Source organism: Mycolicibacter acidiphilus (genome assembly GCF_018455725.1).
Lineage (GTDB): Bacteria > Actinomycetota > Actinomycetes > Mycobacteriales > Mycobacteriaceae > Mycobacterium > Mycobacterium acidiphilum.
This window is the reverse complement of the sequence record NZ_JAHCLR010000059.1, coordinates 1-24,987: the sequence shown is the minus strand read 5'-3', so window position 1 is coordinate 24,987 and position 24,987 is coordinate 1. Positions and strand designations below refer to the sequence as shown.

The window sequence follows — 24,987 nt, the reverse complement described above, 5'->3', positions numbered from 1 at the left end:
GACGGCTACCCCTGGGGAATTACGTGACCGCTGACAACACTGTTCACCTCCGGCGTGACCAACTGTGCTTGGTCTCCACCGCGGTGACGGCTGCATCTGCCGGCAACGCCGAATACGGCGGCTTCCGGATCCCGCGACGGCACGCCTCGATGAGTTCGTCGGGCCCAAGGCGTGGGCGGTACCGTCAAGGAATGTCCACTACACGCCGTCGGAGACCCGCACTGATCGTGCTGGTCGCCGTTGCGTCGTCCGCGTGCCTGGCGCTGGGCTGGTGGCAGTGGACGAGGTTCCAGGCCGGCGGCGGGGACTTCCAGAACCTCGGCTACGCACTGCAGTGGCCGCTGTTCGCCTGGTTCTGCATCTACGCCTACCGCAAATTCGTCCGCTACGAGGAGGCGCCGCCCGAACCGCGCGCCACCGACGGGCCGACCGAGATTCCGGCCGGGCTGCTGCCGGAGCGCCCCGCCGCCGCTCCCCCGCCCACCGACGATCCCGTCATGCGCGACTACAACGCCTACCTGGCCGAACTCGCCGAGACCGACCGACAGAACAGGAACACTGCATGAGCACCCCCGAGATCGAGCGTCCCGCCGGCGCCGCCACCACCGAGAAGATCCGCACCGCGCTGCGGCGCTACCAGGTGATGGCGTGGGCGACCGGCATCTGGCTGATCCTGCTCTGCGCCGAGCTGTACCTGAAGTACGTCGCACACAGTGACCTGCCGGTCGGCTGGATTCCGCGGGTGCACGGCTTCGTGTACTTCGTCTACGTGCTGGCCGCGTTCGATCTGGCGATCAAGGTCCGCTGGGCACCGGGCAAGATCCTCTGGGTGCTGCTGGCCGGGACGATCCCGGTGGTCGGTGTCGTTGTGGAGCACTTCCAGAACCGAAACATCAAGGCGCAGTTCGAGGCCTGACCCCGCGAACGTGAAGCTGGGTTCACGCTGGATCGTCGAGCGTGAACCTAGTTTCACGCTCGACGGAGCCGGACGGCGGTCACCCGGGCGGCGAGAGCCAGCGCGCGACGCCGTCGTGGTTGGAGCAGGCGCCGGTGCGGTGTTTGGCGAACGAGTAGGTGCCGTCGACGCACTGCGCGGTCGCGCCGGCCGGCGCTGACGGTGCCATCGGCGCGACCGGCGCCGGTTGAGCCGACGTGAGCGCTGGCGGCGGTGTAACCGGCTCCGGCACCGCGGTCTCCGTCGCGGCGACCAGCGGCGTCACCGTCAGCGTGATCGCCTGGTGTTCCTCGATCACCGCACCGGCCGCCGGTGATGCGCCGGTGATCGTCCACGCCTGCACCTCACCGATCTGATCGGTGAGCACGTCGTGTCCGTCCGGGGCGGTGGCAGCGGTGACGTTGAAACACCGCAGCGCGTCGGTTCGGATGACGCTCAGCGGTTTTCCGATCAGGTTCGGCAACTGCTGCGGCCACACCTGCGCGTCGCAGCCCGCATCGGCGGCGTGCGAGACGGTCACGGTGGTGGTCGGTGCTGGCGTCGGGGCGCTGTTCTGCTCGTCGGTTCCGCCGAGCCAGGCCACGCCGCCGATCAGCCCGGCCACTCCGGCCGCGGCGACCGCACCGGCCACCCGCCGCTGCCGCCGGGTACTCGACTGCACGACACCGTCTTTGAAGCCGGACAGGAAGGCGGTGAAGACCGTGCCGGAGCGCTCCGGCACCGCAGCCACCGCCACAGCCGCGGCCGCGGTCGCGGTCGGGCTGGTGGCGGCTTTGAGCGCCCGTGCGAAGGACCGGCAGTCGTCGAACCGCGCCGCCGGGTCTTTCGCCAGCGCCCTCGCCAGCACACCGTCGAGGCCGGCCAGTTCGGGGCGGCGCTCACTGAGCCGCGGCGGATCGGCGGTCAGGTGGCGGCTGATCACCGCCACCGCATTGTCGTTCGGGAACGGCGGCGCCCCGGCCAGCAGGTGAAACACGGTGGCCGCCAGCGCGTACTGATCCGCCCGGCCGTCCAGGTCGGCGCCCATCAACTGTTCGGGTGCGGCGTAGTCCAGGGTTCCGAGCGTGTAATTGGTGGCGGTCAGACCGCTGATGCCGCCCAGCGGGCGGGCGATCCCGAAGTCCGCCAGCAGGATTCGGCGCACCCCTTCGCCGGGGCCGGTGAGCAGGATGTTGGCCGGCTTGACGTCGCGGTGCAGCAGTCCGCGCTGATGCGCGTAGTCCAGTGCCTCGCCGATGGCGGTGCCGATCCGCAGGGCTTTGGTTGGTGGCATGCCGTTCGGGTACCGCTCGCGCAGCAGCCGGCCGGCGTCGGTGCCGTCGACGTAATCCATGGCGATCCACAACCGCCCGTCGAACTCGCCGCGGTCGTGCACGCCGACGATGTTGGGGTGGAACAGGGTGGCGGCGAGGTCGGCCTCCCGCTGGAAACGCTGCCGGAATTCACCGTCGGCAGACAGTGATTCGGCGAGGATCTTCAGCGCGTCGTGCCGCGGCAGTCGCGGATGCTCGGCCAGGTATACCTCGCCCATGGCACCGGCGCCCAGCAGCCGGTCGATGCGGTAGCCGGCGAAAACCGCACCGGGGACCAGCGGCACGGCTCAGCCCGCGAGCCGGCGCAGCGCCGGCAGCAGCAGGGTCAGCGCCCGGCCGCGGTGCGAAGCGGCGTCCTTCTCCGCCGGCGACAGCTGGGCCGCGGACCGATCCGATCCCGCCGGAACGAACACCGGGTCGTAGCCGAAACCGCCGTCGCCGCACGGCGCATGCGCGATGGCCCCGGGCCACTCGCCGCGCACCACGGTCTCGCAATCCGGCCCTGCCCCCCAGACCAGTGCGCACGCCGAGACGAACGCCGCGCCACGCCGGCCGTCGGGCACGTCGGCCAACTGGGCCAGCAGCAGCGCGGTGTTGGCCGCGTCGTCGCCGTGCACCCCCGACCAACGGGCCGACAGCACCCCGGGCATGCCGTTCAGCGCGGCCACGGTCAGCCCGGAATCGTCTGCGACGCAGGGCAGCCCGGTCGCGGCGAAACCGTCGCGTGCCTTGGCCAGCGCATTGTCCTCGAACGTCGCACCGGTCTCGGGTGCTTCGTCGTAGGCCGGCACCTCGTCCAGCGACACCAGCCGCAGCCCGGACACCCCGGCATGGTCGAGCACCCGGTTCAGTTCGGCCAGCTTCTTGCGGTTGCGGCTGGCCACCAGCAGGTCAGTCAGAGCCGAACGCCTTCTTCTTGCCCGGCCCCTCCGGCAGCACACCCGGGTACGGCAGCTCCAGCGCCTCACGCTGCACCACGAACAGCTGCTCGCAGGCGGCCAGCGCCGCGTCGAGCATCTTGTCCAGGGTGGAGCGCGGGAACGTCGCACCCTCACCGGTGCCCTGGATCTCGACGAGGGTGCCGGTGTCGGTGGCGACGACGTTCATGTCGACCTCGGCGCGGGAGTCCTCCTCATACGGCAGGTCGACCCGGACCCGGCCGTCGACGACGCCGACGCTGACCGCGGCGATCGCACAGGACAGCGGGCGCGGGTCGGAGAGTTTGCCGGCGGCGGACAGGTAGGTGACCGCGTCGGAGAGCGCCACGTACGCCCCGGTGATGGCGGCGGTGCGGGTGCCGCCGTCGGCCTGCAGCACGTCGCAGTCGATCGCGATGGTGTTCTCCCCCAGCGCCGCCAGGTCGATGCAGGCCCGCAGGGACCGGCCGATCAGCCGGCTGATCTCCTGGGTGCGCCCGCCGACCCGGCCCTTGACCGACTCGCGGTCCGACCGGGTGTGGGTGGCGGCCGGCAGCATGGCGTACTCGGCGGTCAGCCAGCCGCGGCCGGAGCCCTTCCGCCAGCGCGGCACGCCCTCGGTGACGCTGGCCGTGCACATGACCCGGGTCTGGCCGAATTCGACCAGGACGGATCCGGCGGGGTTCGCGGTGAAGCCGCGGGTGATGGTGATCGGGCGCAACTCGTCGTCGAGCCGCCCGTCTTCGCGTGTGGACACGCGACTAACCCTAACCGTTGGGGATGTCAGGCCAGTCGGACGTCGATGACCTCGTCGGAGACCACGGCGCGGATCGGCCCGTCGAACTCGGCCTTCGCCTCGGCGATCACGTCCTCCCGCGACGTCCACGGCGGGATGTGGGTCAGCAGCAGTTCGCGGACCCCGGCCGCTTTGGCGATCCGCCCGGCTTCGGTGCCCGACAGGTGCAGGTTGGGCGGCCGGTTCGGCTCATGCGTCCACGACGCCTCGCACAGGAACATGTCGGCGCCGCGTGCCAGCTCGATCACGGAGTCGCAATATCCGGTGTCGCCGCTGTAGACCAGCGTGGCGCCGGACGGGTCGGTGATCCGCATGCCGAACGACTCGGTCGGGTGGCACACCATCCGGGGCTGCACGGTCAGCGACCCGAATTCGACCGACTCGCCGTCCACCCAGGTGTTCACGTCGAAGATGTCGGTGATGTCGTCGATCTCACCACCGTATGGCGACGACGCCGCCCCCATCCGCGACCAGGTGTCATCAGGGCCGTAGATCAGGCCGCGGTCGAACGGCTTGGTCGCCACCGACGGGTGGTAGCGCCGCCACACGAACAGGCCCGGCAGGTCCAGGCAGTGGTCGGCGTGCAGATGCGACAGCAGCACGTGCACCGTGCCGGGGTCGACGTGCCGCTGGAGGGTTCCGAGCACCCCGCCGCCGAAGTCGATGACCAGCGGTGGCGCATCCGGGGCCTGCACCAGGTAACCCGATGCCGGCGAATCCGGACCCACCACACTGCCGGAACAGCCGAGCACGGTCAGTCGCACGGTCCCTACTGTGCCATGTCCGACACACCGATGGCCAAGACACGGGCAGTTTTCCCGCTATTCGTCATCCAGATCACCCTCGCCGGTCACTGCGGCGGGGAGTGCCGCTGCACGGTCCCGACGCCGGTGAGGACCGGACCCAGGAACCGGGTCGCCAGTGCGGTGAACGCCTCCGGGTCGCCGGTGGCCTCGAACACCCGGGTGACCGGCGGCGCGACGGAGTAGTCGGGGTGCGGGGCGAGCAGGTCGGATTCGGTGAGTACCCGCAGCAGTTCCTTGGCGGTCTCCTCAGCACTGGACACCAGCGTCACGTTGTCGCCCATCGCCAGCTGGATCAGCCCGGACAGCAGCGGGTAGTGCGTGCAGCCCAGCACCAGGGTGTCGACCCCGGCCAGCTGCAGCGGCTCCAGGTAGCCCTGGGCCAGACCCAGCACCTGACGGCCGCTGGTGATGCCGCGTTCGACGAAGTCGACGAAGCGCGGGCAGGCCACCGCGGTGACGTCGGCGTCCCCGGCGGCGGCGAACGCGTCCTGGTAGGCGTGGCTGGCCACCGTCGCGGCGGTCCCGATCACCCCGATCCGTCCGTTGCGGGTGGTGGCCACCGCGCGCCGCACCGCCGGCAGGATCACCTCGACGACCGGCACGTCGTAGCGTTCCCGGGCGTCGCGCAGGCACGCCGAGGACGCCGTGTTGCAGGCGATCACCAGCGCCTTGACCCCGCGGGCCACCAGGTCGTCGCCGATGGTCAGGGCGTGGGTGCGGATCTCGGGCACACTCAGCGGGCCGTACGGGCCGTTGGCGGTGTCGCCGACGTAGATGAGCTGTTCGTCGGGCAGCTGGTCGATGATCGCGCGCGCCACCGTCAGTCCGCCGACGCCGGAGTCGAACACCCCGATCGGCGCCTGCACTCCGGCCGCGCTCATGCCGGCACCCCGCCCTGCCGTCGGGACCGCTCCGGCCCGGACAGCAGGTAGGCGGCCAGCACCCCGGCGAGCGCACCGCACAGGTGGTACTGCCACGACACCCCGCCGCAGACGCCCAGCACCGGGACCGCACCCCACAGGACGCCGCCATAGACCACCAGCACCACGACCCCGACCAGGATCTGCCAGATGCGGCGGGTGAAGAACCCGAACACGATCAGGAACGCCAGCCAGCCGAAGATCACCCCGGAGGCGCCGATGTGGTCGGTCGGCCCGCACGACGACCCGATGTTGCCGATCAGCCAGGTGCCCAGCCCGCCGCCGATCCAGACGATCGCGGTCGCCCACAGGAATCGGGACAGCCCGGCCAGCGTCATCAGGAAGCCCAGCACCAGCAGCGGCCCGGTGTTGGCGATCAGGTGCGCCCAGTCGGCGTGCAGCAGCGGTGCGAACAGCACCCCGAGAAGCCCGTCGGTCTCCAGCGGCCGGATGCCGTTGCGGTCCAGCCGGTGCCCGGACGCCTGGTCGACGGCTTCGACGACCCAGAGCAGTGCGACGAACGCGAGGACGGCGGCGCCACCGGTCCGGCGGACCGGGGGTTTGGCGGGTTCGGCGACAGCCGACGGCCCGCTCACGCCCATAGCTGCCCTTCCAGGGCGTCCTCGGCGTCGTCCAGGGTGCCGGAGTAGGCCCCGGTGGACAGGTATTTCCAGCCGGCGTCGGCGACGACGAACGCGATGTCCGCGCGCTCCCCGGCCTTGACGGCTTTGGCCGCCATTCCCAGGGCGGCGTGCAGCACCGCACCGGTGGAGATGCCGGCGAAGATGCCCTCGCCGTCGATCAGTTCCCGGGTGCGGCGCACCGCGTCGGCCGAGCCGACCGAGAACCGGGTGGTCAGCACGGCGGGGTCGTACAGCTCCGGCACGAAGCCCTCGTCGATGTTGCGCAGCGCGTACACGCCCTCGCCGTAGCGCGGTTCGGCGGCGACGATCTGCACGCCGGGCACCTGCTCACGCAGGAACCGCCCGGTGCCCATCAGCGTGCCGGTGGTGCCCAGGCCCGCGACGAAGTGGGTGATCTCCGGCAGATCGGCCAGCAGTTCCGGCCCGGTGCCGACGTAGTGCGATTCGGTGTTGGCGGAGTTGCCGTACTGGTAGAGCATCACCCAGTCGGGGTGCTCCGCCGCCAGCTGTTTGGCGGTGGCGACCGCGGTGTTGGAGCCGCCCTCCGCGGGCGAGGAGATGATCTGCGCACCGTAGAGCTCCAGGATCTGGCGGCGCTCGATGGAGGTGTTCTCTGGCATCACGCAGATCATCGTGTAACCCTTGAGCCGCGCCGCCATCGCCAGCGAGATGCCGGTGTTGCCGCTGGTGGGCTCGAGGATCGTCGCGCCGGGCGTCAGCAGCCCGTCGGCTTCGGCCTGCTCGATCATCCGCAGCGCGGGCCGGTCCTTGATGGAACCGGTCGGGTTGCGGTCCTCGAGCTTGGCCCACAGCCGCACGTGCGGTGCGTCGGGACCGTCCGCCCAACGCGGCGAGAGCCGTTGCAGGCCGACCAGCGGGGTGTTGCCCAGTGCGGCGAGCAGGGAGTCGTAGCGGGTCACACGCCACCCGCGACAGCCGGAAGTATGGTCACCGAGTCGCCGTCGGCGATCGCGGTGTCCAGGCCGCCGGAGAACCGGACGTCCTCGTCGTTGACGTAGATGTTGACGAACCGGTGCAGCTTGCCGTCATCGAGCAGCCGCGCCGAGATACCCGCGTAGTTGGCCTCCAGGTCGGTGATCACCGCCGCCAGGGTGGCGCCGGCGGCCTGCACGCGTTTCTCGCCGCCGGTGTGCGGGCGCAGGATGGTCGGAACAGAGACAGTGACAGTCACGGTGACTCCTCTAGTACTTCTTGACGATGGTGACGGGTTCTTCGGTGACGACGCCGTCGACGATGCGGTAGCTGCGCAGTTCGTGGCGGTCCGGGTCGCGGGTGGAGACCAGCACATAGTGTGCGTCGGGCTCGCCGGCCAGCGCGATGTCGGTGCGGCTGGGATAGGCCTCGGTCGCGGTGTGCGAGTGATAGATGACGACCGGGACCTCGTCGTCGTCGTCCATCCCCCGCCACACCCTGAGCTGTTCGGCGGAGTCGAACCGGTAGAACGTCGGCGACCGTTCGGCGTTGAGCATCGCGATGTGCCGCTCGGGCCGGTCGGAGCCCTCCGGGCCGGCCAGCACCCCGCAGGCCTCGTCGGGGTGGTCGGCGCGCGCGTGGGCGACCATCGCGTCGACCAGGTCGGCACGGATCGTCAGCACCTCACAACCTTTCCGCTCGGCCGGCGGGCTTGTTCGCGAACGCCCCCGGCAACGTGTGACGGTAGGTCGGTATTCCGGCCACCGGTTCGGCGGCCAGCACCCCGACCAGCACAGCGCGGGCCAGACAGTCCGCCGCTGCGGCGCCAACCGCCGCGACCACCGGAGTCTCCGGAGACATCGCGATCGGTGTGCCGGGAGCCGGCGGGACCTCGACGGCCCCGGTCGCCAATGCGAACACCGTATCGCCGTCCACCGGGGTGTGCGACGGCCGGATGGTGCGGGCCAGCCCGTCCTGCGCGGCGATCGCCACCCGCCGGCAGCCGGCCGGGCTGAGCGCGGCATCGGTGGCCACCACCGCGATCGTGGTGTTCAGCGACCCGGGCTTGGGTTCCAGCCGGGCCAGCACCGCCAACTGCTCCGACGGCGGGGTGGTCAGTCCGAGTTCCTCGATCAGGTCCGCCGCCCACGGCAGCCCGGTGGTCGGGTCGGCGACCTCGCCGGTGGGGTTGACCACCACCAGCGCCCCCACCGTCACGGTCTGCTCACCCACCTCCACCGTCGTCGACGCGGTGCCGACCCCACCCTTGAACACCCCGGCGCGCGCGCCCACCCCGGCGCCGACGGTGCCGACGGCCGGAGCCTCCCCGGTGGCCGCAGCCGCGGCGGAGTATCCGAATTCGGCGGTCGGCCGACGGTCCCAGCCGCCGACCGGCAGGTCGAAGATGACCGCGGCCGGCACGATCGGCACCACCCCGCCGCCCAGCGCCACCCCGCGGCCCCGCTCCTCCAGAAACGTCATCACACCGTCCGCGGCCGCCAGCCCGTAGGCGCTGCCGCCGGCGAGCACCACCGCGTCGACGTGCCGCACGGTGTTGGCCGGGTCCAGCAGGTCGGTCTCCCGGCTGCCGGGCGCCCCGCCGCGGGCGTCGACGGCGCCGACGGTGCCGGGCGGCGCCAGCAGCACCGTGACCCCGGTGGCCCACCCGGCCCCGAGGGTGACATCCGGATCCAGCCGGTGGTGGTGGCCCACCCGGATACCGGCGACGTCGGTGATCGCACCCATGCCCGTCATCGTCTGGGCCTGCTCATCACGGCCACCACCAGGTATTCCTGTAGGACGGTCAGCCACTGGTACACGCTGAGGCGCCCGGAGTTCGGGTGATCGGCCGGCAGTCGGGTCGGGCCGTCCGGACCGACGCCCAGCATGGTGCCCAGCGCCAGTCGGACGTCGTTGATCGCCGCGATCCAGCTGTTGGCCTGCTCCTCGTCAAGTTCGAGCCGTCCGCCCTGATCCGGGATCGTGCTCAGCAGCTGTTGCGCCGCAGCACGTTTGGCGTCGATGATCTCCGGTTCGTGCAGACTGCGCAGCGCCGCGTTGAGACTGTCGGCATCCACGTCGGCGCCGGAGGCCTCGCCCGACCGATCCGGCCGGTAGAAGTCCGGCAGCAGCCGCCGCGTCGTGGCGTCGCCGGGCGGTTGCGCGTTGCCGGTCCGGATTCCGGTGATCGCTTCGAGTTCATCTGGCGGACAAGCGGATTCGCGCGCGTCGAGAATGTCGACGATCGAGCCGGCCAGGCTGCGCAGCAGCGCCGCCTCGTGCAGCGCCAACGCGGACCGGAAGCGGGGACCGTCGTCGGTGTCAACCCGCTTCCACTTGCGCACGACGTAGCCCCGGTTCCTGTCGGTGAACGATCAGCGGTCCTGCTGCAGGGTCGCCCACAACCCGGCAGCGTGCAGTTTGGACACATCGCCTTCCATCGACTCCCGACTGCCCGCCGACACCACGGCCTTGCCCTCCTGGTGCACCTGCAGCATCAGCTTGGTGGCGTGCGGTTCGCTGTAGCCGAACAGTTTCTGGAAGATGTAGGTCACGTAGGTCATCAGGTTCACCGGGTCGTCCCAGACGATCGTGACCCATGGACTGGCGGTGGCGTCGGCCGAGTCGGCTTCCCGCTCCTGAACGGGGGTGGACATCGGTGCGGACGCGGCCATGACATCCAGAATACCGATTGACGACGGAATTCGAACCGGCCGATACGGTTGGGCGGTGAACGCACCGGGCTGCGCCAGCGGGCTGCTGACGGACAAATACGAGCTGACCATGCTGGCCGCGGCCCTGCGCGACGGCAGCGCGCACCGGCCGGCGACGTTCGAGTTGTTCGCCCGCCGACTGCCCGCGGGCCGGCGCTACGGCGTGGTCGCCGGCACCGGCCGGTGGCTGGCCGCACTGACCGGGTTCGGCTTCGACGACGCCGCGCTGAGGGTGCTGGCGGAGTTCCTCGACCCGGCGACGCTGGACTACCTGCAGGGTTTCCGGTTCGCCGGCGACGTCGACGGCTACCCCGAGGGTGAGCTGTATTTCCCGGGTTCACCGGTGCTGAGCGTGCGCGGCAGTTTCGCCGAGTGCGTCGTGCTGGAGACGCTGACCTTGTCGATCTTCAACCACGACACGGCGATCGCGTCGGCGGCCGCCCGGATGGTCAGCGCCGCCGCCGGCCGGTCCCTGATCGAGATGGGCTCCCGGCGCACCCACGAGCAGGCCGCGGTCGCCGCCGCCCGCGCCGCCTACCTGGCCGGCTTCACCGCGACGTCCAACCTGGAGGCGCACCGGCGACACGGGATCCCGGTGGCGGGCACCAGCGCGCACGCATTCACCCTGCTGCACGCCGACGCCGGCGGCCCCGACGAGCAGGCGGCGTTCCGCGCCCAGGTCGCGGCACAGGGGGTCGGTACGACGCTGCTGGTGGACACCTACGACGTCACCGCCGGGGTGGCCAACGCGGTGGCGGTGGCCGGTCCGGGGTTGGGTGCGGTACGCATCGACTCCGGCGAACTGGGGGTGCTGGCCCGGCAGGTTCGTTCGCAGTTGGACGGGCTGGGCGCGACGCGGACGGCGATCGTGGTCTCCGGTGACCTCGACGAGTTCGCGATCGCCGCACTGGCCGCCGCACCGGTGGACAGCTACGGGGTGGGCACGGCGCTGGTGACCGGTTCGGGCGCACCGACCGCCGACTTCGTCTACAAGCTGGTCGAGGTGGACGGCGTCGCGGTGCACAAGCGCAGCACGAACAAGACGTCCCGCGGCGGGCGCAAGCAGGCGCTCCGGCTGGCCCGGCCGTCGGGCACCGTCGTCGAGGAGGTCGTGTATCCGGCGGGGCGTGCGCCCGACGAACCCGGCCGGGCACTGAGCGTTCCGCTGGTCCGCGGCGGTCATGCGGTGGTCGACACCGGCGCGTCCGGGCTGGCGGTGGCGCGGGAGCGGGTGGCGGCCGGGCTGCACAGCCTGCCGTGGGAGGGACTGAAGCTGGCGCACGGCGAGCCGGCGATCCCGACTCGGCAGATGTGATTTCAGTAGTGGTAGCGCGCTTTCACGATCTTGACTTCGTCAGCGTCGGCCCGATAGACCAGCCGGTGCTCGTCGTCGATACGCCGCGACCAGTAGCCTGATAACTCGCCTTTGAGCGGTTCCGGTTTACCGATCCCGCTGAACGGATCGCGCTGCACCTCCGCGATCAGACGGACGATCCGGCGCGCGGTCTTGCGATCGGAGGCCAGCCAGAATTCGAAGTCCTCCCATGCGGCAGGGTCGAAGTGGGCGCTCCTCATCCCCGGCTATTCCTGGCCACCGGCGAGTTCCCGCAGCTCGTCGATGGACTTGGCAATGCTCGGATTCCCCGCCTTGTCCCTGGCAACCGCTTCCATCAGGCGACGGGTGTTCTCCGGTGACCGGAGCAGGTAGACGGTCTCCTGCCACGAGTCGTAGTCGTCGGCGGACATCAGGACGGCGTCCCCGGATCGGGATGTGATGCGGACCGGCAGGTGGTCGGCGTTGACCTGCTCAAGGATCGGAAACAGCCGTCGCCGCGCCTCGCTCGCACTGATGCTCATCGCAATCACCCCTCCATCGGGTAGTACCGGAATATTGTACTAAAGCCGTACGAACTCCGTGCAACAGTCGTTTGATACGGCCCCGCGGTCCGAGCACGCAAAAATCGGTGGACCGAACCGCCGTCCCCCGCCTACCGTGCGCACGGTGACCATCGATCCGCTCTCCTTCGCCGAGCACTGGGTGCAGGCCTGGAACGCCCACGACGCCGACGCCGTGCTGCGGCACTTCCACGACGACGTGGTGTTCACCTCCCCGGTGGCCGCCGAGATGTATCCGGAGACCCGCGGGGTGATCCGGGGCAAGGCGGAACTGCGGCGCTACTGGACCGGTGCCCTACAGCGCATCACCGATCTGCACTTCACCGTCGAGGCCGTCTTCGGCGGCATCGACACCCTGGTGATCACCTACCGCAACCAGAAGGGCGGCCTGGTCAACGAGGTGCTGACGTTCGGCGACGACGGCCTGGTGATCGCTGGGCACGGAACGTATCCGGTTGCCGCCCAGGGCGGTTGACAGCCGGATCCCGGCTGCACGGCACCGACCGGCGTTCACGGGCCACAATGTGACCATGCGATTGCTTGTGACGGCAGCGGCGGCGGCCTTAGCCGCGGTCTGCGGGGCGGCGGTCGGGACACCGGGCCCGGTCCAGATCCGACCGGTGGTGTTCACCGTCCCGCTTCCACTGGACCCCGCACCCCCGGCGCAGGATCTGCCCACCGTCGACCAGGTGAGCCGGATCCTGACCGACCTGGCCGACCCGGGCGTCCCGGACAAGGTGAAGAATCCCCTGGTCCAGGGGGGTGTGAACTCCGGTGAGCGTCGCGCGTTCACCCGCGACCGGCTGGACAAGGCGGCCCGGCACGGCGAACTGCCGCTGTCCTTCGCCGTCGGCAACATCTGGTCGGTCGGCCCGGGCACCGCCGCCGCCCAGGTCACCGTCTCCGGGCCGAAACTGGCGGCGCCGGAGCCGAAGGTCTTCACGTTCATCGATCAGGGCCACTGGATGCTCTCCAGTGACTCGGCCGCGGCACTGATCGAGACCGTTGCCCCCGACTGAGGTCGCCGCGCTGCTGGCCGCCGCGGTCACCGCGCTCGGCGGCTCCGAACGCGACGGCCAGGTGCGGATGGCCGAGGCGGTGGCGCGGGCGTTCGCTGCCGGTGAGCATCTGGCGGTGCAGGCCGGCACCGGCACCGGCAAGTCGCTGGCCTATCTGGTGCCGGCGATCGCCCGGGCGGTCGCCGACGACAGCCCGGTGGTGGTGTCGACGGCCACGATCGCGCTGCAACGCCAACTCGTCGACCGCGACCTGCCCCGCCTGGCCGACGCGCTGGAACCCGCGCTCCCCCGCCGCCCGACCTTCGCACTGCTGAAGGGGCGACGTAACTATCTGTGCCTGAACAAGATTCACGGCGGCGCAGACACCCCCGAGGACGTTCCGCAGGAGGAGCTCTTCGAGCCGTTCGCGGCCAGCGCGCTCGGCCGCGACGTGCAGCGGCTCACCGCGTGGGCGGAGACCACCGACACCGGGGACCGCGACGACCTCAAACCTGGTGTGCCGGACCGATCCTGGGCACAGGTCAGTGTGTCGGCGCGGGAATGCCTGGGTGCGGCCCGCTGCCCGTACGCCACTGAGTGCTTCTCCGAGCGCGCCCGGGCGGTGGCCGGACAGGCCGACGTCGTCGTCACCAATCACGCCCTGCTGGCGATCGACGCGATCGGCGAGGCGAACGTCCTGCCCGAGCATCAGCTGCTGGTGATCGACGAGGCGCACGAACTGGTGGACCGGATGACCTCGGTGGCCACCGGGGAGTTGACCCCGGCCGCGCTGAGCGTCGCGCTGCGCCGGATCACCCGGCTGGTCTCGCCGGAGTTGACGCAGCGGCTGGAGGCGGCGACGGCGACGTTCACCTCGGCGATCCACGACGCCCAGCCCGGCCGCATCGACTACCTCGACGACGAGTTGGCGACGTATCTGACCGCCCTGCGCGACGCCGCCGGCGCGGCCCGCAACGCCATCGACACCGCCCCCAGCGACCCGAAGGCCGCCGCCACCCGCAAGGAGGCGGTCGCGGCGCTGTCCGAGATCACCGACACCGCCGCCCGCATCCTGGAGTCCTTCGAGCCGGCCATCCCAGACCGTTTCGACGTGGTCTGGCTCAACCATGAGGAACACCGCGGTGTGAAGCGGCCGGTGCTGCGGGTGGCGCCGCTGGTGGTGGCCGGCCTGCTGCGCACCCGACTGTTCGCCCGTGCCACCACGGTGCTGACCTCGGCGACCCTGACCGTCGGCGGTTCCTTCGACGCGATGGCCGGCGCCTGGGGGCTGACCGGCGGTGACACCCCGGCGCGCTGGCAGGGACTGGACGTCGGCTCGCCGTTCGCGCACGGCAAGGCCGGGATCCTCTACGTCGCCAAGCATCTGCCGCCGCCGGGCCGCGAGGGCACCGATACGACCGCGCTGTTCGATGAGATCACCGAACTGGTCACCGCCGCCGGCGGGCGCACCCTGGGGTTGTTCTCCTCGATGCGGGCGGCGCGTGCCGCCACCGAGGCGATGCGTGAGCGACTGGACACCCCGGTGCTGTGCCAGGGTGACGACGGCACCGGCGCACTGGTCGAGCAGTTCGCCGCCGACGACGCCACGTCGCTGTTCGGGACGCTGTCGCTGTGGCAGGGCGTCGACGTGCCGGGACCGTCGCTGTCGCTGGTGCTGATCGACCGAATCCCGTTCCCACGTCCCGACGATCCGCTGCTGACCGCACGGCAGCGCGCGGTGGCGGCCCGCGGCGGCAACGGCTTCATGGCGGTCGCCGCCAGTCACGCCGCGCTGCTGCTGGCGCAGGGCGCCGGCCGGCTGCTGCGCGGGATCGACGACCGCGGGGTGGTGGCGATCCTGGACTCCCGAATGGCCACCGCGCGCTATGCCGGATATCTGCGGGCGTCGCTGCCGCCGTTCTGGGCGACCACCGATCCGGCAGTGGTCCGCCAGGCGCTGACCCGGCTGCGCAACGACTGAGCGCACTATCCTCAATCCCCATGCGTTCTGCTAGCCGTTGGGGCCGTGTCCTTGCAGCCGCCTGCACCCTGCTCCTGACCTTGACCGGATGCGCGCACCTAGTGGACGGCAAACCGGTCTCGATCTTCGCCGACCCCTTCCGAGTGGGCGGGCTGCAGGCGGTCGACGGTGCAACCGGGCTGCGGCCCGATGCCCCGCCGCCGAGTCGGGAGGTCAAGGGCACCGACGGCGGACGCATCGATCAGCTGGCCGCGCAGTCGGTGAGCGACCTCGAGGCGTACTGGACGACGAGTTACCCCAACACCTTCGACGGCGACTTCCGACCGGTGGACGCGCTGATCTCCTGGGACGCCGCCCGGCCGGCCGGGACGTTCTGCCAGGGCCGGACGTTCCTACTGATCAACGCCGCGTACTGCTACGTGGACAACACCATCGGCTGGGACCGCCGAGTGCTGCTGCCGACGCTGCGAAAGACCTACGGCGACATGGCGATCACGATGGTGCTGGCCCACGAGTACGGTCACGCGATCTCCCGGAACGCCGGCATCGCCAAACGGCGCAAGACGCCGACGCTGGTGGCCGAGCAGCAGGCGGACTGTCTGGCCGGGGTCTACCTGCGCTGGGTCGCCCAGGGCGACTCGCCGCGCTTCACGCTGAGCACCGGCGACGGGCTGAACGGTGTGCTGGCCGCGATGCTCGCACTGCGCGACCCGCTGCTGCAGCCCGATGAAACCGTCGGCGGCGACGAGCACGGCTCGGCGTTCGAGCGCATCTCGGCCTTCCAATTCGGATTCACCGACGGCGCTGGATCGTGCGCGGCCATCGACACCAAGGAGATCGAGGAGCGGCGTGGCGATCTTCCGGTTCAGTTGCAGCGCAACGAAACCGGCGAGGTTCCGGTGACCGAGGTCTCCACCCGCGTCGTCGTCGATGCGCTGAACGTACTGTTTCCCCTCCCCCGACCGCCGAAGTTGACGTTCAACTCCGCCGCGGTCGCATGCCCGGATGCGCGCGCCGGTTCACCTGCGGCGTACTGCCCGGCGACCAACACGATCACCGTCGACCTGCCCGCCCTGCAGGAGATGGGCACCCCGAGCCGGGAGAGCCGGGTGGCGACGCTCTCCGGCGACAACACCGCGTACTCGGTGCTGACGTCGCGGTACATGGTCGCGATGCAGGCTCAGCGCGGCGGACTGGTGCTCGACAACGCCGCCGCGGCACTGCGCACCGCATGCCTGACCGGGGTCGCCACCACCCAGCTCTCCCAGGGCGTCCGCACCCCGAACGGCAGCACCATCTCCCTGACCGCCGGCGACCTGGACGAGGCCGTCGCGGGCCTGCTCACCAACGGTCTGGCCGCCGGTGACGTCAACGGCGAATCGGTGCCGGCCGGGTTCTCCCGGATCGACGCCTACCGCACCGGCGTGCTCGGCGACGAAGACCGCTGCCTCAAGCGGTTCCCGTAGCCGCGGGCTCAGTACAGCGCGTTGGCGAGGTTGCGCCGCCCGGCGATGACGTCGGGGTCGGCCGGGTCGAACAGCTCGAACAACTCCACCAGGCGGGTGCGCACCGTGGCGCGCTCGTCGCCGGAGGTGCGCCGCACCAGTGCGATCAGCCGGTCGAACGCCGCGACGACGTCCTGGTTGAGCACCTGCACGTCGGCGGCCGCGAGCGCGGCGTCGACGTCGTCCGGGGCGGCGTCGGCGACTGCCACCGCATCGGGACGTTGTGCCGTCGCCCGCTCCAGGAACGCGAGCTGACGCAGCGCGCCCTTGGCCTCGGCGTGGTTGGGATCGCTGTCCAGCAGCGCCTGGTAGGACTCACGGGCTGCGGCGAAGTCGCCGGCGTCGAGTTGGTCCCGGGCCTGCGCCAGGACCGGATCCACCTGCGCGGGCTCGTCACCGCCGGCGGTGCCGGAGAGCTTGCCCGCCGTCGCCGACAGCAGCGAATCCACCCAGCGGCGCAGTTGCTCCGGCGGTTGCGGACCCTGGAAATCGGCCAGCGGCCGTCCGGCGGCCAGCGCGATCACGGTGGGCACCGCGTCGACCCCGAACACCTGCGCCACCCGCGGCGCGGCGTCGACGTTGACGGTGGCCAGCACCCATTTGCCGCCGTCGGCGGCGGCCAGCCCGGCCAGCGTGTCGACCAGCTCGATGCAGACGTCGCTGCGCGGCGACCAGAGCGCGACCACCACCGGCACCTGATTGGACCGGACGAGTACCTCGTCCTCGAAGTTGGCCTCGGTGATCTCGACGGCCCCCGGCGGGACCGGCGTGTCACCGGTGGCCGCACCGCGCTGCGGTTGCTGCTTGAGACCGGACAGATCGACCGCCCCGGCCAGGGCCGGACCGAGCGAGGAGCGAGGACGTGTCACGCCGTCAAGTCTGTCACGGGGTCGGCGGACAGCCCGGCGCGGTCGCTGTAGGCAAGATCACACCGCGGCGCCGTCGTCGGGTTCCCAGCAACCATCAGCGCGTGCCGGCCCGCAGAACCAGCGCATCACCCTGCCCACCGGCGCCGCAGAGCGCCGCCACCCCGTAACCGGAACCCCGGCGGGCCAGCTCGAGGGCGACGTGCAGCGTGATGCGCGCGCCGGACATCCCGATCGGGTGCCCGACCGCGATCGCGCCGCCGTGCACGTTGACGACGTCGGGGTTCACGCCCAGCTCGCGGGTCGACGCCAGGCCGACGGCCGCGAACGCCTCGTTGATCTCGACGACGTCGAGTTGGTCGACCCCGATGCCCTCACGGGCGATCGCCTTCTTGATGGCGTTGGCCGGCTGGGACTGCAGCGTCGAATCCGGTCCGGCCACCACCCCGTGCGCGCCGATCTCGCACAGCCAGGTCAGGCCGAGTTCGATCGCCTTGTCCTTGTTCATCACCACGACCGCGGCCGCGCCGTCGGAGATCTGCGACGACGAGCCAGCGGTGATCGTGCCGTCCTTGCGGAAGGCCGGCTTCAGCCCGCCCAGCGACTCGGCGGTGGTGTTGGCCCGGATGCCCTCGTCCTCGGCGAACTCCAGCGGGTCGCCCTTGCGCTGCGGGATCTTCACCGGGACAACCTCGTCGGCGAAGACGCCGTCCTTCCATGCCGCGGCGGCCTTCTGGTGGGAGACGGCGGCGAACTCGTCCTGCTCGGCTCGGCTGAACTTGTCGACGTCGTTGCGCTGCTCGGTGAGCGCCCCCATCGGCTGGTCGGTGAACACATCGTGCAGGCCGTCGTAGGCCATGTGGTCCAGCACGGTCACGTCGCCGTACTTGTAGCCGGACCGGCTGTCCATCAGCAGGTGCGGGGCCTTGGTCATGGACTCCTGCCCACCGGCCACCACCACGTCGAACTCCCCGGCCCGGATCAGCTGGTCGGCCATCGCGATGGCGTTGATCCCGGACAGGCACATCTTGTTGATGGTCAGCGCCGGCACGTCCCAGCCGATGCCGGCGCCCACCGCCGCCTGGCGGGCGGGCATCTGCCCGGCACCCGCGGTCAGCACCTGCCCCATGATCACGTATTCGACCAGCGCAGCCGGGACCCTCGCCTTCTCCAGGGCGCCCGCGATCGCGATCGCGCCCAGGTCACTGCCGGAGAAATCCTTGAGTGAACCCATCAGCTTGCCGATGGGCGTCCGCGCCCCAGCAACGATCACCGACGTGGTCATGAATACCTCCAAAACGGGACTGAGCACCCGATCCCGCGGATCGGTGCAGCGCGATCTTTCCCATCAGGTTACCGTTGCGTTATGACCACCGAATCCGTAGATGCCCGCCCGGCCCTGGCCACCGCTCTGGTGACCGCGGTAGATCACGTCGGGATCGCGGTTCCGGATCTCGACGCGGCCAAGAAGTGGTACCACGACCACCTCGGCATGATCGTGCTGCACGAGGAGGTCAACGAGGAGCAGGGCGTCCGCGAGGCGATGCTGGCGGTGCGCGGCGACACCGCGGGCGCGACGCAGCTGCAGCTGATCGCCCCGATCGATGAGTCGTCGACGATCGCGAAGTTCATCGACAAGCGCGGCCCCGGCCTGCAGCAGTTGGCCTACCGGGTCAGCGACATCGACACGCTCTCCGAGCGGCTGCGCGAGCAGGGCGTCCGCCTGCTGTACGACGCTCCGCGGCGCGGCACCGCAAACTCACGGATCAACTTCATCCACCCCAAGGACGCCGGCGGCGTGCTGGTCGAGTTGGTCGAGCCGGCCACCGGCAACGACGGGCACTGACCGCTCAGGACCACTTCCTCGTCGGGGACCGGCGGTTCGTCCAGCAGGGCGTGTGCCAGTGTCGACGATCATCGGCACCGGCGTCGCCGAAGTCCAGCGGCACCGCCACCAGATGTGGGATGCCGGGGCGGATCTCCTGATCGCACCCCGGGCAGCGATACGTCTTGACGGCCCGGGCACCGGCCACCGAACGCACCTCGTAGTGGTAACCGTCCGAACCCAGTTCGGTCCGATGGTGCAGGTCCGGCAGCGGCCGCGGTGGCTGCTGCCTGTTCGATTCCGCCCGGCGACGTCCCATAAGCTCAGAACAACCGGAACTCGTTATCGTCCACGCCCCGCATCGCATCGTAATCCAGTGTCAGGCAACGGATCCCGCGATCGGTGGCCAGCGTACGGGCCTGCGGCTTGATCTGCTGGGCGGCAAACACCCCGCTAACCGGCGCGAGCAGACTGTCCCGGTTGAGCAACTCCAGGTAGCGCGTGAGCTGCTCGACACCGTCGATCTCACCGCGCCGTTTGATCTCCACTGCGACCGATCGGCCCTGCTCGTCACGGCAGAGCAGGTCCACCGGGCCGATGGCGGTCGGATATTCACGCCGCACCAGGGAGTATCCCGGGCCGAGCAGTTCGACTTGCTCGGCGAGCAGCTTCTGCAGCTGGGCCTCCACGCCGTCCTTCACCAGCCCGGGATCGACACCGAGTTCATGGCTGGAATCGTGCTCGATCTCCTCGATGGTGATCCGCAACTGGTCCCCGGTTTTGTTCTCCACCACCCACACCGGAGACTCGCCGCTGACTTCCTCGGTGAACCGGCAGGGCGGGCTCATCCAGTTCAGCGGCTTGTATGCGCGGTCGTCGGCATGGACGCTCACCGAGCCGTCCGCCTTCAACAGCAGCAGCCGACGAGCGGACGGCAGATGCGCGGTCAGCCGGCCGACATAGTCGACGGTGCACTGGGCGATCACGAGTCGCATCCGGTCCACCTTAGGCCCATCCGGGCCCAACAAATTATCCTGACGCCACGATGATGACCAAAAGAACGGCGGCGCAGCGTCTGGGCCGGGTTCTGGAGTTGCTGACCCGCCAGAGCGGCCGGCTGCCCGAGACACCCGAGTACGGATCCTGGCTGCTGGGCCGGGTCTCCGAGAGTCAGTACCTGCGCCGGATCCGAATCCAGTTCATCATGACCGTGGTCATCGTGGGCACCAACCTCCTCGGGATCGGCATGGTGATCCTGCTGGTGACGGTCGCCTACCCCACGCCCAGCGTGTTCACCGACGCGCCGCCCTGGCTGACATTCGCCGTGGTGCCGGCATACGTGGTGCTCGCGATGATCTTCGGCACCTACTGGATCACCCGTCGCACGATCGCCAAACTGCGCTGGGCCATCAAGGAATACCGGCCCACGACCGACGACGAGCGCAACGCGTTCCTGGCGCCGTGGCGGGTGTCGGCCGGAGTGCTGGCGCCGTGGGGCGTCGCAACCGCGCTGTTCACCACCCTCTACGGACTGGCAGACCGCACCTTCATCCCGATCATCGGGCTGACCATGTGCGTCTGCGGCATCCTGGTCGCCACCGGTTGCTACCTGTGCACGGAGTTCGCGCTGCGCCCGGTTGCCGCACAAGCGCTGGCCGCCGGACGACCACCGCAGCGATTCGCCTCGGGCATCATGGGCCGAACCATGATGGTGTGGTTTCTCACCTCGGGCGTGCCGGTGCTGGGGATCGCGATGATCGCGCTGTTCGCCGTACTGCTGAAGAACCTCTCGATGACCCAGTTCGGGATCGCGGTGTTCATCGCATCGATTGCAACGCTGGTCTTCGGATTCCTGCTGATGTGGATTCTGTCCTGGCTCACCGCAACCCCGGTGCGGGTGGTCCGCGCCGCCCTGCAGCGCGTCGAGCGGGGTGACCTGCGCGGTGACCTGGTGGTGTTCGACGGGACCGAACTCGGGGAACTGCAAAGCGGTTTCAACGCGATGGTCGCTGGCCTGCGGGAACGCGAACGGGTGCGCGACCTGTTCGGCCGGCACGTCGGCCGCGAGGTGGCGGCCGCCGCCGAACGGGAACGGCCGAAGCTGGGCGGCGAAGAGCGGCACGTCGCTGTGCTGTTCGTCGACGTCACCGGGTCCACGAAGCTGGTGACCGGCAAGCCCGCCACCGAGGTCGTCACCCTGCTCAACCGGTTCTTCGCGGTGGTCGTCGACGAGGTGGACCGGCATCAGGGGCTGATCAACAAGTTCGAGGGGGATGCGACCCTGGCGATCTTCGGCGCCCCCAACCATCTCGACCACCCCGAGGACGAGGCGCTGTCCGCCGCCCGCGCCATCCTGCGCCGATTGGCCGACGAGGTGCCGGAATGCCCGGCCGGCATCGGTGTGGCGGCCGGGCAGGTGGTGGCGGGCAACGTGGGCGCCAAGGAGCGCTTCGAGTACACCGTGATCGGCGAACCGGTGAACGAAGCGGCACGCCTGTGCGAGTTGGCCAAATCCCACCCGGTCCCGCTGCTCGCTTCGGCGCGGACCGTGCGCGGCGCCGGCGCAGATGAGCAGGCGCACTGGACGTTCGGCGAGACCGTGCTGCTGCGCGGCTACGACGAACCGACCGGCCTGGCCAGCCCGCACTGATCACCGCTAACCGGTGAGCCCGTAGCCCATCCGGACCTCGGCGGCGGCCAGCGCCGCGTCGACCGTATCGAACGCCAGGTCCTCGTAGGCCGGCTCGTCGCGGACCACCGCCGCACCGGGGTCGACCAGCAGGCCCCGTTTCCCGGCTGCCGCCAACTCCTCCGAGAGCCCCGCGAGCAGTGCGCGAGCCGGGTCGCTGATCGCATGCAGCCGGGAGACGTCGAGGATCGCGGTGTCGAACTCGGCACTGTCCCCGATGACCGTGCGGGCGACCTGCTCGGCGCCGGCGAACAGCAGATCGCCGTGCACCTCGTAGACACGCACCCCGAAGCGGGGCGTGTACATGCCCCTGATCGCCGCGTGCGCCTCGCTGGTGACCGTGAGGAAATGCAAGCCGAGCTGCTGGGAAAGGCTGCGGCACACCATGACTCCCCGCACGCTGTTGCCCTTGGAGTCGATGCGCGGCGAGTAGACGCCGATCCCCAGCTGACCCGGCAGCACCGCGACTATCCCGCCCCCCACACCGCTTTTCGCGGGCATGCCGACCGCGCTGACCCAGTCACCGGCCGCGTCGTACATGCCGCAGGTCACCATGACCGACAGCGTGCGCCGAACGACCAGCGCATCGGTCGCGCGTCGCCCGGTCAACGGGTTCAGCCCGCCGCGGGCCAGTGTCGCCGCCATCCGCGCCAGGTCAGTGCTGGTCACCTTGAGCGAGCACTGCCGGAAGTAGACCTCCAGGGTGTCGTCGGGGTCGGCCGCCAGCGCACCGAAACTGTCCAGCAGATAGGCGATCCCACGGTTCCGGCTGCCGTGCTTGCGCTCCGAGCGGTAGACGTCCTCATCGAGTTCGAGGCTGCGCCCCGCGCACGCGGAGTAGAACTCGCGGATCAGCTCGAACCGCTGCGCGGGTGTCTTCCCGGGGATCAGTGAACAGGCGACGATGGCGCCGGCATTGATCATCGGGTTCTTGGGGACATTCGTCGCCTCGTCGACACTGATCTTGTTGAACGCCTCGCCGGAAGGCTCCACGCCGATCCGCGCATCGACCGCCGGCGCACCGAGTTGGTCGAGCGCCAGCGCGTAGGTGAACGGTTTCGAGATCGACTGCATCGTGAATTGCAGTTCGGCGTCGCCGGATTCGTAGACGTGACCGTCCGACGACGACAGCGCCAGTCCGAAGCGCTCGGGGTCGACACGCGTCAGCTCGGGGATGTAGCTCGCCAGCGCACCCTCGCTCACGCCGGTGTGCTCGGCGAGGATGTCGTCCAGATACCGCTGCACCAGGCCCGCCACGATCAAATCCTATCCCCGCCCGGCTCGCCGCCGGTCGCCGTTGACTGGTCATGCGGTCGGCGTCGTGGAATCGTGGGCGTCATGCCTGTGGACGCCGACCGCCGCGACAACGCGGCCGGCCGGGCAGCACCTGCGCATCCCCACACCGCACAGGTGCTGATCGAGGCGACTGACCTGCCGTTCGCCGAGGTCGCGTTCGCCGCCGGATTCGCCGACGTCCGCCAGCTCACCGACACCGTCCGAGCGGCCTTCGGGACCACGCCGGCCGAGCTGCGCCGCACCGCACCGGCGCACTCCGGCGCCACCGGCACGGCCACGCTCGCGCTGCGCCTACCGGTGCGCACCCCGTTCGCGTTCGAGGGCGTGCTGGGGCATCTGGCTGCGTGTGCGGTGCCGGGCTGCGAGGAGGTGCGCGACGGCGCATTCCGACGCACCCTGCGGCTGCCGCACGGTCACGGCATCGTCAGCCTGACGCCCTCGCACGACCACGTCGGGTGCCTGCTGACCCTCGCCGATCTGCGCGATACGGCGGCGGCGATCACCCGCTGCCGCAGGCTGCTCGACCTCGACGCCGACCCGGCGCCGGTGATCGAAGCGCTCGCCGCAGACCCGGAACTCCGTCCCGCCGTAATCAGGGCACCCGGCCAGCGCATCCCCCGGACGGTCGACGAGGCGGAACTGGCCGTGCGGGTCGTGTTGAGCCAGCAGGTCTCGATCAAGGCGGCCCGCACCCATGCCCGTCGACTACTGCTGGGCTACGGCGAGGAGATCACCGATCCCGACGGCGGTCTCACCCACGTGTTCCCGTCCGTGCAGCGCCTCGTCGACCTGGACCCGGCGCAACTGGCCCTCCCGCAGGCCCGACGGCGAACCCTCGTCGGGCTGGTCGCTGCACTCGCTGAGGGAACTATCACCCTCGACGTCGGCTGCGATTGGGAACGTGCCCGCCATGACCTGCTCCGGCTGCCGGGGATCGGACCGTGGACAGTCGAGGTGATCGCCATGCGCGGACTCGGTGATCCCGATGCCTTCCCGGCGACTGACCTCGGGGTACGCGTCGCCGCCCGTCAGCTGGGGTTGCCCGACGGCGGTCGAGCCCTCACCGAGCGCGCGACCCGCTGGCGGCCCTGGCGGTCGTACGCCACCCAGCACCTGTGGACCATGCTCGATCACGACGTCAATCAGTGGCCCCCGAATCCGTGAAGGACTCCGCATGACCAGTTACCGCACCGTAGGCAGCCCGATCGGCTTGCTCACCCTCGCCGGCACCGGACGAACCCTGACGCACCTGCTGATGGTCGATCACGCCCACGCCCCCGACAGCAGCGGCTGGGTCCGAGACGACAGCGCGTTCGCCGAGTCCGTCGAGCAGCTCGACGCCTATTTCGCCGGCGATCTGACCGAGTTCGACCTCGACTACGACCTGGCGGGCACCGAATTCCAGCGCCGGGTGTGGGCGGCCTTGCTGACCATCCCCTACGGCGAGACCCGCTCCTACGGTGAATTGGCCCAGCAGCTCGGCACGCCGTCGGCCTCTCGCGCCGTCGGGCTCGCCAACGGCCGCAATCCGATTTCGATCATCGTGCCGTGCCACCGGGTGATCGGCAGTAACGGCAGCCTTACAGGCTACGGCGGCGGGATCGCGCGGAAGCAGTTCCTGCTGGATCTGGAGAAGAAAAACGGCCAGGCCACGCTGTTCGACTGACTCGGCCGGCCCGAGTGCCGCACCATGGACGGTGTGACGACGACCGTGCTCCTGGTTCTCCTGCTGCTGTTCGCGGTCGGCGTCATCGTCAATCAATTGTTCCGGATGCGCGACTGGCTGGATAATGCACCGCTGCCCGACGTACCCGCGGTCGACGACAACGACGACAAATCGGACGACGGATAACTAATGCCGTTTAGCGAGTACCGCCACTGAATGACACAACACAAATGCCTGGACCCCCCAATTTCTTGGGGGGTCCAGGTT

Annotated in this window: 30 protein-coding genes and 1 pseudogene; 12 read left to right on the top strand and 19 right to left on the bottom strand. The window is 70.2% G+C overall.

The window, feature by feature from the left end:
- Positions 1-191 precede the first annotated feature (191 nt).
- Together KIH27_RS19655 and KIH27_RS19650 are read left to right on the top strand one after the other, a co-directional pair.
- A complete protein-coding gene (locus KIH27_RS19655) occupies positions 192-566 on the top strand; it encodes a hypothetical protein (RefSeq protein WP_214094653.1) in 375 nt (124 codons plus the stop codon).
- A complete protein-coding gene (locus KIH27_RS19650) occupies positions 563-916 on the top strand; it encodes a DUF3817 domain-containing protein (protein ID WP_214094652.1) in 354 nt (117 codons plus the stop codon). The genes KIH27_RS19655 and KIH27_RS19650 overlap by 4 nt, the downstream gene beginning before the upstream one ends.
- Positions 917-995: 79 nt before the next feature.
- Here KIH27_RS19650 and KIH27_RS23070 read toward each other — a convergent pair whose 3' ends face one another.
- The 12 genes from KIH27_RS23070 to clpS form a co-directional block, all read right to left on the bottom strand.
- Complete coding sequence (locus tag KIH27_RS23070) at positions 996-2,552, bottom strand: protein kinase domain-containing protein (protein ID WP_307856954.1); 1,557 nt, start codon at positions 2,550-2,552, stop codon at positions 996-998.
- Positions 2,553-2,555: 3 nt separating this feature from the next.
- Positions 2,556-3,167, bottom strand: coding sequence for a non-canonical purine NTP pyrophosphatase (locus tag KIH27_RS19635; protein ID WP_250150431.1), 612 nt, complete (start codon positions 3,165-3,167; stop codon positions 2,556-2,558).
- Complete coding sequence (rph, locus tag KIH27_RS19630; protein WP_214094650.1) at positions 3,160-3,942, bottom strand: ribonuclease PH; 783 nt, start codon at positions 3,940-3,942, stop codon at positions 3,160-3,162. Before rph ends, KIH27_RS19635 begins: the two co-directional genes overlap by 8 nt.
- Positions 3,943-3,968: 26 nt before the next feature.
- Positions 3,969-4,745 (bottom strand): cyclic nucleotide-degrading phosphodiesterase, encoded by a 777-nt coding sequence (locus tag KIH27_RS19625; RefSeq protein WP_214094649.1) that lies wholly within the window; start codon positions 4,743-4,745, stop codon positions 3,969-3,971.
- 86 nt (positions 4,746-4,831) lie between these two features.
- Positions 4,832-5,668: a glutamate racemase gene (gene murI, locus KIH27_RS19620; protein ID WP_214094648.1), complete on the bottom strand. Its 837-nt coding sequence runs from the start codon at positions 5,666-5,668 to the stop codon at positions 4,832-4,834.
- The gene (locus KIH27_RS19615; RefSeq protein ID WP_214094647.1) at positions 5,665-6,309 is read right to left on the bottom strand and encodes a rhomboid family intramembrane serine protease; all 645 of its coding nucleotides are present in this window, start codon (positions 6,307-6,309) and stop codon (positions 5,665-5,667) included. Before KIH27_RS19615 ends, murI begins: the two co-directional genes overlap by 4 nt.
- Positions 6,300-7,271, bottom strand: coding sequence for a cysteine synthase (locus KIH27_RS19610; protein ID WP_214094646.1), 972 nt, complete (start codon positions 7,269-7,271; stop codon positions 6,300-6,302). The genes KIH27_RS19615 and KIH27_RS19610 overlap by 10 nt, the downstream gene beginning before the upstream one ends.
- Positions 7,268-7,543, bottom strand: a complete 276-nt coding sequence (locus KIH27_RS19605; RefSeq protein WP_214094645.1) for a MoaD/ThiS family protein — start codon at positions 7,541-7,543, stop codon at positions 7,268-7,270. Before KIH27_RS19605 ends, KIH27_RS19610 begins: the two co-directional genes overlap by 4 nt.
- A gap of 10 nt (positions 7,544-7,553) precedes the next feature.
- Entirely contained in the window at positions 7,554-7,967 is a 414-nt protein-coding gene (locus KIH27_RS19600; protein WP_214094644.1) for a M67 family metallopeptidase, read from the bottom strand.
- A 1-nt stretch (position 7,968) separates the two neighbouring features.
- Positions 7,969-9,030 (bottom strand): P1 family peptidase, encoded by a 1,062-nt coding sequence (locus tag KIH27_RS19595; protein ID WP_214094643.1) that lies wholly within the window; start codon positions 9,028-9,030, stop codon positions 7,969-7,971.
- 5 nt (positions 9,031-9,035) lie between these two features.
- Entirely contained in the window at positions 9,036-9,629 is a 594-nt protein-coding gene (gene aosR / locus KIH27_RS19590; protein ID WP_214094642.1) for an oxidative stress transcriptional regulator AosR, read from the bottom strand.
- A 30-nt stretch (positions 9,630-9,659) separates the two neighbouring features.
- The gene (gene clpS / locus KIH27_RS19585) at positions 9,660-9,941 is read right to left on the bottom strand and encodes an ATP-dependent Clp protease adapter ClpS (RefSeq protein WP_250150424.1); all 282 of its coding nucleotides are present in this window, start codon (positions 9,939-9,941) and stop codon (positions 9,660-9,662) included.
- A 73-nt stretch (positions 9,942-10,014) separates the two neighbouring features.
- Here clpS and KIH27_RS19580 point away from each other — a divergent pair, with 73 nt between their 5' ends.
- Entirely contained in the window at positions 10,015-11,313 is a 1,299-nt protein-coding gene (locus KIH27_RS19580; RefSeq protein ID WP_307856953.1) for a nicotinate phosphoribosyltransferase, read from the top strand.
- A gap of 2 nt (positions 11,314-11,315) precedes the next feature.
- Here KIH27_RS19580 and KIH27_RS19575 read toward each other — a convergent pair whose 3' ends face one another.
- Complete coding sequence (locus KIH27_RS19575) at positions 11,316-11,573, bottom strand: Txe/YoeB family addiction module toxin (protein WP_214094639.1); 258 nt, start codon at positions 11,571-11,573, stop codon at positions 11,316-11,318.
- 6 nt (positions 11,574-11,579) lie between these two features.
- Positions 11,580-11,855 (bottom strand): type II toxin-antitoxin system Phd/YefM family antitoxin, encoded by a 276-nt coding sequence (locus KIH27_RS19570; protein WP_214094638.1) that lies wholly within the window; start codon positions 11,853-11,855, stop codon positions 11,580-11,582.
- A gap of 145 nt (positions 11,856-12,000) precedes the next feature.
- Between KIH27_RS19570 and KIH27_RS19565 the strand changes: the two genes are divergently transcribed.
- The 4 genes from KIH27_RS19565 to KIH27_RS19550 are packed head-to-tail and all read left to right on the top strand — an operon-like array spanning position 12,001 to position 16,339.
- Positions 12,001-12,369, top strand: a complete 369-nt coding sequence (locus KIH27_RS19565; RefSeq protein WP_214094637.1) for a nuclear transport factor 2 family protein — start codon at positions 12,001-12,003, stop codon at positions 12,367-12,369.
- A gap of 55 nt (positions 12,370-12,424) precedes the next feature.
- The gene (locus tag KIH27_RS19560; protein ID WP_214094636.1) at positions 12,425-12,913 is read left to right on the top strand and encodes an MTB12 family secreted protein; all 489 of its coding nucleotides are present in this window, start codon (positions 12,425-12,427) and stop codon (positions 12,911-12,913) included.
- On the top strand, positions 12,900-14,873 hold the full coding sequence (locus tag KIH27_RS19555) for an ATP-dependent DNA helicase (RefSeq protein WP_250150420.1): 1,974 nt from the start codon (positions 12,900-12,902) through the stop codon (positions 14,871-14,873). The genes KIH27_RS19560 and KIH27_RS19555 overlap by 14 nt, the downstream gene beginning before the upstream one ends.
- Positions 14,874-14,893: 20 nt before the next feature.
- Positions 14,894-16,339: a neutral zinc metallopeptidase gene (locus tag KIH27_RS19550; RefSeq protein ID WP_214094635.1), complete on the top strand. Its 1,446-nt coding sequence runs from the start codon at positions 14,894-14,896 to the stop codon at positions 16,337-16,339.
- Positions 16,340-16,347: 8 nt separating this feature from the next.
- Here KIH27_RS19550 and KIH27_RS19545 read toward each other — a convergent pair whose 3' ends face one another.
- Together KIH27_RS19545 and KIH27_RS19540 are read right to left on the bottom strand one after the other, a co-directional pair.
- Positions 16,348-17,247, bottom strand: a complete 900-nt coding sequence (locus KIH27_RS19545; protein WP_214094634.1) for a tetratricopeptide repeat protein — start codon at positions 17,245-17,247, stop codon at positions 16,348-16,350.
- Positions 17,248-17,341: 94 nt separating this feature from the next.
- A complete protein-coding gene (locus tag KIH27_RS19540) occupies positions 17,342-18,529 on the bottom strand; it encodes an acetyl-CoA C-acetyltransferase (RefSeq protein WP_214094633.1) in 1,188 nt (395 codons plus the stop codon).
- 81 nt (positions 18,530-18,610) lie between these two features.
- Here KIH27_RS19540 and mce point away from each other — a divergent pair, with 81 nt between their 5' ends.
- Entirely contained in the window at positions 18,611-19,090 is a 480-nt protein-coding gene (mce, locus tag KIH27_RS19535; protein WP_214094632.1) for a methylmalonyl-CoA epimerase, read from the top strand.
- 4 nt (positions 19,091-19,094) lie between these two features.
- Here mce and KIH27_RS19530 read toward each other — a convergent pair whose 3' ends face one another.
- Together KIH27_RS19530 and nucS are read right to left on the bottom strand one after the other, a co-directional pair.
- The gene (locus tag KIH27_RS19530; protein ID WP_214094631.1) at positions 19,095-19,388 is read right to left on the bottom strand and encodes an Rv1322 family protein; all 294 of its coding nucleotides are present in this window, start codon (positions 19,386-19,388) and stop codon (positions 19,095-19,097) included.
- Positions 19,389-19,392: 4 nt separating this feature from the next.
- Positions 19,393-20,064 carry an endonuclease NucS gene (gene nucS / locus KIH27_RS19525; RefSeq protein ID WP_214094654.1) on the bottom strand — a complete coding sequence of 224 codons (672 nt, stop codon included), beginning with the start codon at positions 20,062-20,064 and terminating at the stop codon, positions 19,393-19,395.
- Between the two features lie 50 nt (positions 20,065-20,114).
- Here nucS and KIH27_RS19520 point away from each other — a divergent pair, with 50 nt between their 5' ends.
- Positions 20,115-21,719 carry an adenylate/guanylate cyclase domain-containing protein gene (locus KIH27_RS19520; protein WP_214094630.1) on the top strand — a complete coding sequence of 535 codons (1,605 nt, stop codon included), beginning with the start codon at positions 20,115-20,117 and terminating at the stop codon, positions 21,717-21,719.
- Between the two features lie 6 nt (positions 21,720-21,725).
- Here KIH27_RS19520 and glsA read toward each other — a convergent pair whose 3' ends face one another.
- Positions 21,726-23,015: a glutaminase A gene (gene glsA, locus KIH27_RS19515; protein ID WP_214094629.1), complete on the bottom strand. Its 1,290-nt coding sequence runs from the start codon at positions 23,013-23,015 to the stop codon at positions 21,726-21,728.
- Positions 23,016-23,159: 144 nt separating this feature from the next.
- Here glsA and KIH27_RS19510 point away from each other — a divergent pair.
- From KIH27_RS19510 to KIH27_RS19500, 3 genes and pseudogenes are all read left to right on the top strand, one after another.
- Positions 23,160-24,218, top strand: a pseudogene (locus KIH27_RS19510) (DNA-3-methyladenine glycosylase 2); the annotation flags it as partial.
- 10 nt (positions 24,219-24,228) lie between these two features.
- Positions 24,229-24,720, top strand: a complete 492-nt coding sequence (locus tag KIH27_RS19505; RefSeq protein WP_214094627.1) for a methylated-DNA--[protein]-cysteine S-methyltransferase — start codon at positions 24,229-24,231, stop codon at positions 24,718-24,720.
- Positions 24,721-24,753: 33 nt separating this feature from the next.
- The gene (locus tag KIH27_RS19500; protein ID WP_214094657.1) at positions 24,754-24,906 is read left to right on the top strand and encodes a hypothetical protein; all 153 of its coding nucleotides are present in this window, start codon (positions 24,754-24,756) and stop codon (positions 24,904-24,906) included.
- The last annotated feature ends 81 nt before the right edge of the window (positions 24,907-24,987 follow it).

What these genes read in the sequence shown, in the direction of transcription:
- KIH27_RS19520 (WP_214094630.1), top strand. Translation starts at nt 20,115, where the DNA reads ATGATGACCAAAAGAACGGCGGCGCAGCGTCTGGGCCGGGTTCTGGAG.
- KIH27_RS19560 (WP_214094636.1), top strand. Translation starts at nt 12,425, where the DNA reads ATGCGATTGCTTGTGACGGCAGCGGCGGCGGCCTTAGCCGCGGTCTGC.
- KIH27_RS19570 (WP_214094638.1), bottom strand. Translation starts at nt 11,855, where the DNA reads ATGAGCATCAGTGCGAGCGAGGCGCGGCGACGGCTGTTTCCGATCCTT.
- KIH27_RS19550 (WP_214094635.1), top strand. Translation starts at nt 14,894, where the DNA reads ATGCGTTCTGCTAGCCGTTGGGGCCGTGTCCTTGCAGCCGCCTGCACC.
- KIH27_RS19595 (WP_214094643.1), bottom strand. Translation starts at nt 9,030, where the DNA reads ATGGGTGCGATCACCGACGTCGCCGGTATCCGGGTGGGCCACCACCAC.
- clpS (WP_250150424.1), bottom strand. Translation starts at nt 9,941, where the DNA reads ATGTCCACCCCCGTTCAGGAGCGGGAAGCCGACTCGGCCGACGCCACC.
- KIH27_RS19540 (WP_214094633.1), bottom strand. Translation starts at nt 18,529, where the DNA reads ATGACCACGTCGGTGATCGTTGCTGGGGCGCGGACGCCCATCGGCAAG.
- murI (WP_214094648.1), bottom strand. Translation starts at nt 5,668, where the DNA reads ATGAGCGCGGCCGGAGTGCAGGCGCCGATCGGGGTGTTCGACTCCGGC.
- KIH27_RS19530 (WP_214094631.1), bottom strand. Translation starts at nt 19,388, where the DNA reads ATGGGACGTCGCCGGGCGGAATCGAACAGGCAGCAGCCACCGCGGCCG.
- nucS (WP_214094654.1), bottom strand. Translation starts at nt 20,064, where the DNA reads ATGCGACTCGTGATCGCCCAGTGCACCGTCGACTATGTCGGCCGGCTG.
- KIH27_RS19650 (WP_214094652.1), top strand. Translation starts at nt 563, where the DNA reads ATGAGCACCCCCGAGATCGAGCGTCCCGCCGGCGCCGCCACCACCGAG.
- KIH27_RS19505 (WP_214094627.1), top strand. Translation starts at nt 24,229, where the DNA reads ATGACCAGTTACCGCACCGTAGGCAGCCCGATCGGCTTGCTCACCCTC.
- KIH27_RS19615 (WP_214094647.1), bottom strand. Translation starts at nt 6,309, where the DNA reads ATGGGCGTGAGCGGGCCGTCGGCTGTCGCCGAACCCGCCAAACCCCCG.
- mce (WP_214094632.1), top strand. Translation starts at nt 18,611, where the DNA reads ATGACCACCGAATCCGTAGATGCCCGCCCGGCCCTGGCCACCGCTCTG.
- KIH27_RS19575 (WP_214094639.1), bottom strand. Translation starts at nt 11,573, where the DNA reads ATGAGGAGCGCCCACTTCGACCCTGCCGCATGGGAGGACTTCGAATTC.
- KIH27_RS19655 (WP_214094653.1), top strand. Translation starts at nt 192, where the DNA reads ATGTCCACTACACGCCGTCGGAGACCCGCACTGATCGTGCTGGTCGCC.